This window comes from Methylobacterium sp. WL18, assembly GCF_008040015.1.
In the GTDB taxonomy this organism is placed as follows: Bacteria; Pseudomonadota; Alphaproteobacteria; order Rhizobiales; family Beijerinckiaceae; genus Methylobacterium; species Methylobacterium mesophilicum.
Map to the genome: position 1 here is coordinate 1 of NZ_VRVD01000306.1, position 5,476 is coordinate 5,476.

The following is a 5,476-nucleotide window of genomic DNA, read 5'->3' on the forward strand; positions in this document are numbered from 1 at the left end:
GTGGCCTGGGCGGTGGCGATCACCTCGGTGGCGCGCTTGCCGATCTGGGCGCCGGAATGGGTGATCTCGTCCACCGTGGCGGCGGTCTCCTGCACGGCGGCGAACTGCTCCTCCACCGACGCCGCCTGCTGCTGCGCCGAGGCGCGGATCTCGGCCGCCGCCGCGTTGAGGTCGGCGGTGGCCGCCCGGCTCGTGCGGGCGAGGTCGGACAGGTTGTCCACCATCGCGTTCAGCGTCCGCCCCAGGCGCGCGATCTCGTCGCGCCCGCCGGAGCGCAGACGGTCGGACAAATCGCCCGCGCCGACCCGCTCGACGAAACCCATCACGGCCCCGAGCGGCCGGACGATCAGGCGGTTGATGGCAATCCCGATCCCGGCGCAGATCAGGAGCGTGATCAGGGTGCCGCCCCACAGGGCGAGGCTCTCGTTGCGCTCGGCCCGGGCGACGCGCAGCTTCAAGGCGACCCGGCGGGCTTCCTCGGCGGTCTCGATGGCGCCGAGCTTGGCCCGCAAGGTGTCGAACAGTTGCTTGCCCGCGCCCTCGGCCTCGATGCGGATCGCCTCGGGCCGGGTCGCCGGGTCGGCTGCGCCCTTGATCGCCGCCTCGCTGATCTCGGTCTGCCAGGTGCGCGCCGCCGTGGCGGCGTCGGCCAGGAGCCGCGACGCTGTCGCGTCAGTGCCGATCAGGAGGCCGAGGCGGTTGATCGCCGCGTCCAGGGCCGGCCGTCCCTGCCGGTAGGGTTCGAGGCTGCCATCCCGCCCGGTGATCAGGTAGCCGCGCAGCCCCGTCTCCTGGTTGAGCATGGCGTTGCGGAACGCGTCGAGGCCGCGGATCGTCTGGTTCGACCGGTCGAGGACGTCGTTGGCGTCCTGCAGTTGCCCGCGGGTGACCAGGACCGCCCCACTGCTGAGCACCGAGACCAGCGCGATGACGCCGATGGCGGCGCCGAGGGTGCGGTTGAGGCCCAACGTGTTCGGCATGCTCGACTGCTCCCTGCCCGGGCTTGCGGACGGCCGCGCGCGGCCGCGGCTAGCGATGGCGGGTAAGCCCATAACGCCCAAACCCCGCCTGTGCGAGCGACCGGCGGAGACAGCGCGCCGCCCTCCCCGGCGGGCTGCCCCCGGTACATCGGCGCGGCGGGCCGAGATCCCGCACGAACCAGTGGACCTTCCGGCGCACACGCGGTAGAATGGCCGTGAGGTTGATGACCGGTTCATAATAACGTTTCAGGACCCGGGGGCGGTACCCGGCGCCTCCACCAGAAACATCCTGCCCGGTGGTTTTCACGGGGTAGCGCAGACGGCCCTCATCGGGCGCCGATTGCGGCCATGGTGTTTCTGCTGGGGGCGAAGTTAGGTTCGACTGGACGGTAAAGGGACCGCGAGTTCTACCCTGTTTCGGCAGGATAAGATGCGATCTTCGGTAAGGACTCGACCGGTTCGGCGCAGGCAACCCCTGTTCCGGGCACCTGACCAAAACTCTAAATGCCAACGATAACGTTGTCATGGATGCCCGCCTCGCGGCGTAAGCATCTTGCGGCAGGGCAGCCGTAGAAACAGAACCCGGGGCTTCGGCCCCGGGGCCCACCTTTTTCCTTCCTCGCGACGATCGACGACGCTCGGTGGCCAGGCCGTGGGCGGTCGACGCGCGTCCGGACGCCCGGATCACGCCCCGCCGGCAGCAGTGAAGACTCGTCCGGGCGCGGGCGAGACTTCGGCGGCTCGGCGCATTCCGGCTTTTCGCCCGTCCACGTCCCCCGTATGGATGAGCCCGCCTCGCGCATCACACCGGAGCCCTCATGGCGCGCACCTCGTCGTTGAAATCCTGTCTCGGCATGCTCGCCCTAGCCTCCCTCGGCATGGTCGCGAGCCGGACGGCGCAGGCGGACGCGACGCTCGACCGGATCAAGGGGCGGCAGAAGTTCACGGTCGGCATCATCCTGTCGGGTGCGCCCTTCGGCTACATCGATCCGCAGAGCCGGGCCGAGAAGGGCTTCAACATCGATCTCGCGAAGGCGCTGGCCGAGAAGCTCGGCGTGAAGGTCGAGCTCGTCACCGTCACGCCGCCCAACCGCGTGCAGTTCCTGCAGCAGGGCAAGGTCGACGTCCTGATCGCCAACATGCAGTTCACCGAAGATCGCGCGAAGATCATGGATCACGTGCAGACCCCGTACGACCGGGCCGGCGGTGCCGCCCTCGGGCGCAAGGACAGCGGGATCAAGGACTGGGCGGACCTGAAGGGCAAGCCGGTCTGCATCTCGCAGGGCTCGAACTACGCGCAGCCCCTGGCCGACACCTACGGCGCCGAGGTGAAGGGCATCCCGAGCCAGCCGGAATCGATGCTCGCGCTCCAGGGCGGCAATTGCGTCGTCGCCGTCCACGTCGCGCCGACGATCAAGCTGCTGCTCGCCGACCGCCCGAACGAATGGAAGGACTACGCCATCGTCATCCCGACCGAGCTGGAGCCGGCCGACTCGGTGATCTGGCTGCGGAAGGGCGAGCGCGACACCGGCGCGGCGCTCGACGCGGCGGTGCGCGATCTCCATGCCTCGGGCGCGATGCTGGAGATGGCCAAGGCGAACCGCCTGGTCGATCCGACCTTCCTGGAGGAGGCGCGGCGCAAGTACGCCGCGCCCGCCAAGCCCTGACCGCGTCGCTGCCGGCATGATCGACCAAGCCGTCCGGGCCTTCATCGCCCTCGCGGGCGAGGTCGGCCTGCACTACGATTTCCTCCTGAGCGCGTCCGAGGTCCGGCCCTGGATCGCCGGCATGGGCACGACGCTCCTGCTCGTGCTCCTGGCGATCCCGCTGAGCCTCGCCGCCGGCGTGGCCTTCGCGGCGGCCCTGACCTCGGGGCGGCCCTGGCTCGCCGGCCCGGTGCGGGCCTATGTCGAGCTCACCCGCAACACCCCGACCCTCGTCCAGCTGATGTTCGCGTTCTTCGCGCTCAACATGCTGCTGTCGAAGGCGCTCGGCGGCGCGGCGAACAACCCGTTCACGCCGTTCTTCTGGGTGGTCGCGGTGACCGGGCTCCACATCGCCGCCTTCCACGCCGAGGCTTTGCGCGGCGGGATCGAGGCCGTGCCGGCGGCCATGGTCGAGACCGCCCACGCCATCGGCTTCTCCGCCTTCGAGGTCCTGCGCTACGTGACGCTGCCGCTGGCCCTGCGCACGGCGATGCCGGCCCTCGTGAACAACCTTGTCAACCTCGTGAAGCTCACCACCATCGGGTCGGCGATCGCGGTGGGCGAGGTGACCTACGCGTCGATCATGATCTGGACGCAGCGCGACAACGTCCTCGAGCTGATGATCGTGATCCTGCTGTTCTTCGGCCTGATCAACACGGTGCTGTCGCAGGTCGGCCGGTACGTGGAGCGTCGCCTCGCCGTCCCGGGATACGGCGTGTGAGCACCGCCGCGCTCCCCGCGCGAAGCCGCGCCACCCTCGGTCCGGCCCTGGCCTGGCTGGGCCTCGCCGCCGCCGGCTTCCTCCTGTGGTTCGTGCTCGACGCGCGGCTCGCCCGCGACCTGCTCGACTGGCTGCCCTACCTCGCCTCGGGCTTCGCCATGAACATCCTGATCAGCGTGCTCGCCATGGGCGCGGGCACGCTGGCGGGCGTCACGCTGGGGGCGATGGAGCTGTCGGCCGCGCGGCTCGTGCGAGCCCCGGCGGTGGCCTACGTGCAGGTGTTCCGCAACGCGCCGCACCTCGTGCTGATCTTCGCCACCACCTACATCTTTCCGTTCGAGATCGTGGTGGCCGGCACCTACCTGCCCTTTCCCGACTGGCTGAAGGCGGTGTTCGGGCTCGCGATCCCGGCGAGCGCCTACGTGGCCGAGATCGTCCGCGGGGCGATCCAGTCGGTCCCGACCACGCAGTGGGACGCCGCCAAGGGCGTCGGCATGTCCCGCGGGCAGACCCTGCGCTGGATCATCCTGCCCCAGTGCCTGCGCCGGGCGCTGCCGCCCTGGATGAACCTCTACGCCTCGATCACCATGAGCACGGCGCTGGCCTCCCTGGTCGGCGTCCACGAGCTGCTGCACGCGGCCACCGACGCGAGCACGGCGGTGCGCCGCGACGACTTCACCATCGCGGTCTACCTCACGGTGCTCGCCGCCTTCTTCCTCTTCTGCTTCCCGATCTCGCGCCTGACGCGGCGCCTCGAACGCCGCCTCGCCCCGCGCTGAAAGCCGATCGCCGCCCCATGGCACAGGATTCCACCCCCCGGCCGATCCTCGTCGAACTGCAGGACGTCCACCTGTCCTTCGGGGCGGCCGAGGTGCTCAAGGGCATCGATCTGACGGTGGCGAAGGGGGATGCGGTCTCGATCATCGGCCCGTCCGGTTCGGGCAAGTCCACGATCCTGCGCTGCATCAACGGCCTCGCCCAGCCGCAGGCGGGGCGGATCACGGTGGCCGGCACCCGGGTCGACACCCTGCGCACCGAGGCCGAGCGGATCGCCCTGCGCAAGCGCATCGGCATCGTGTTCCAGCAATACAACCTGTTCCCGCACCTCACTGTGATGGAGAACATCACCATCGCGCCGACCCGCATCCTCAAGGTGCCGCGGGCCGAGGCCGAGGCCCTGGCCCGCGACCTGCTCGCCCGGGTCCGCCTCGCCGACAAGGTCGCGGCCTATCCGGGTGAATTGTCCGGTGGCCAGCAGCAGCGCGTCGCCATCGCGCGGGCGCTGGCCATGCGGCCGGACCTCGTCCTGTTCGACGAGGTCACCTCCGCCCTGGATCCCGAGATGGTCGGCGAGGTGCTCGCCGTCATCCGGGAGCTGGTCCGCGACGGGCTGACCAGCATCCTCGTCACCCACGAGATGCGCTTCGCCGAGGAGATCAGCGACACGATCGCGTTCACCGAGAACGGCCGGATCGTGGCGCAGGCGCCGCCGGCCGAGCTGTTCTACCGGTCCGGCAATCCGCGCATCCGCCAGTTCATCGGCGGCTTCCAGGGCTATCGGGACGCCGTGCAGGACCGGGAGGGGATCTGATGCCGAACCCGCGCACCGCCGCCCTCGCCGAGGCGATCGTCGCCGCCCGCCCGGACACCGATCCCGCCGCCATGATGGCCGCGCGGGTCGCGCTGGTGGACTTCCTGGCCTGCGCTCTGGCCGGCAGCACCGACCCGTCGCTCGCGACGTTGCGCGGTGTCTTCGGCGCTGCACCCGGCCGCGCCTTGGTGATCGGCGCCGCTCAGCCGGCCGACCCGTTCCTGGCCGCCCTCCTCAACGGCCATGCCGGCCACGTGCTCGATTACGACGACGTGCATGCCGGCGTGCGTGGCCACCCGACCACCGTGATCGTCCCGGCGCTGCTCGCCGCCCTCGACCCCGATGCGCTCCCCACCGCGGACGCGTTCCTGGCCGCCTACCTAGTGGGGTTGGAGACCATGGCGCATCTCGGGCGCGCGATCGGCCCCGCCCATTACGAGCGCGGCTTCCACGCCACCGCCACCCTCGGTCCCCTCGG

6 protein-coding genes and 1 other RNA gene are annotated in these 5,476 nt (G+C 70.5%); 6 read left to right on the forward strand and 1 reads right to left on the reverse strand.

Features of this window, described 5'->3' with window-relative positions; genetic code table 11:
* Positions 1–980: CHASE3 domain-containing protein (locus FV228_RS19075; RefSeq protein ID WP_147856060.1), on the reverse strand; the 980-nt coding region annotated here is incomplete at its 3' end.
* Positions 981–1,181: 201 nt separating this feature from the next.
* Between FV228_RS19075 and ssrA the strand changes: the two genes are divergently transcribed.
* The 6 genes from ssrA to FV228_RS19105 all read left to right on the forward strand — a co-directional run.
* Positions 1,182–1,561, forward strand: a transfer-messenger RNA (tmRNA) gene (gene ssrA, locus FV228_RS19080).
* Between the two features lie 273 nt (positions 1,562–1,834).
* Positions 1,835–2,647: a transporter substrate-binding domain-containing protein gene (locus FV228_RS19085; RefSeq protein ID WP_238261272.1), complete on the forward strand. Its 813-nt coding sequence runs from the start codon at positions 1,835–1,837 to the stop codon at positions 2,645–2,647.
* A gap of 16 nt (positions 2,648–2,663) precedes the next feature.
* Positions 2,664–3,407: an amino acid ABC transporter permease gene (locus FV228_RS19090; RefSeq protein WP_147856062.1), complete on the forward strand. Its 744-nt coding sequence runs from the start codon at positions 2,664–2,666 to the stop codon at positions 3,405–3,407.
* Positions 3,408–3,454: 47 nt separating this feature from the next.
* A complete protein-coding gene (locus FV228_RS19095) occupies positions 3,455–4,186 on the forward strand; it encodes an amino acid ABC transporter permease (RefSeq protein WP_238261274.1) in 732 nt (243 codons plus the stop codon).
* A gap of 17 nt (positions 4,187–4,203) precedes the next feature.
* On the forward strand, positions 4,204–4,998 hold the full coding sequence (locus FV228_RS19100; RefSeq protein WP_147856064.1) for an amino acid ABC transporter ATP-binding protein: 795 nt from the start codon (positions 4,204–4,206) through the stop codon (positions 4,996–4,998).
* On the forward strand, positions 4,998–5,476 hold a 479-nt coding region (locus FV228_RS19105; protein ID WP_147856065.1), incomplete at its 3' end, for an MmgE/PrpD family protein. The genes FV228_RS19100 and FV228_RS19105, both read left to right, overlap by 1 nt.

Coding starts and splice junctions, on each gene's coding strand:
- FV228_RS19085 (WP_238261272.1), top strand. CDS start 1,835: ATGCTCGCCCTAGCCTCCCTCGGCATGGTCGCGAGCCGGACGGCGCAG.
- FV228_RS19090 (WP_147856062.1), top strand. CDS start 2,664: ATGATCGACCAAGCCGTCCGGGCCTTCATCGCCCTCGCGGGCGAGGTC.
- FV228_RS19100 (WP_147856064.1), top strand. CDS start 4,204: ATGGCACAGGATTCCACCCCCCGGCCGATCCTCGTCGAACTGCAGGAC.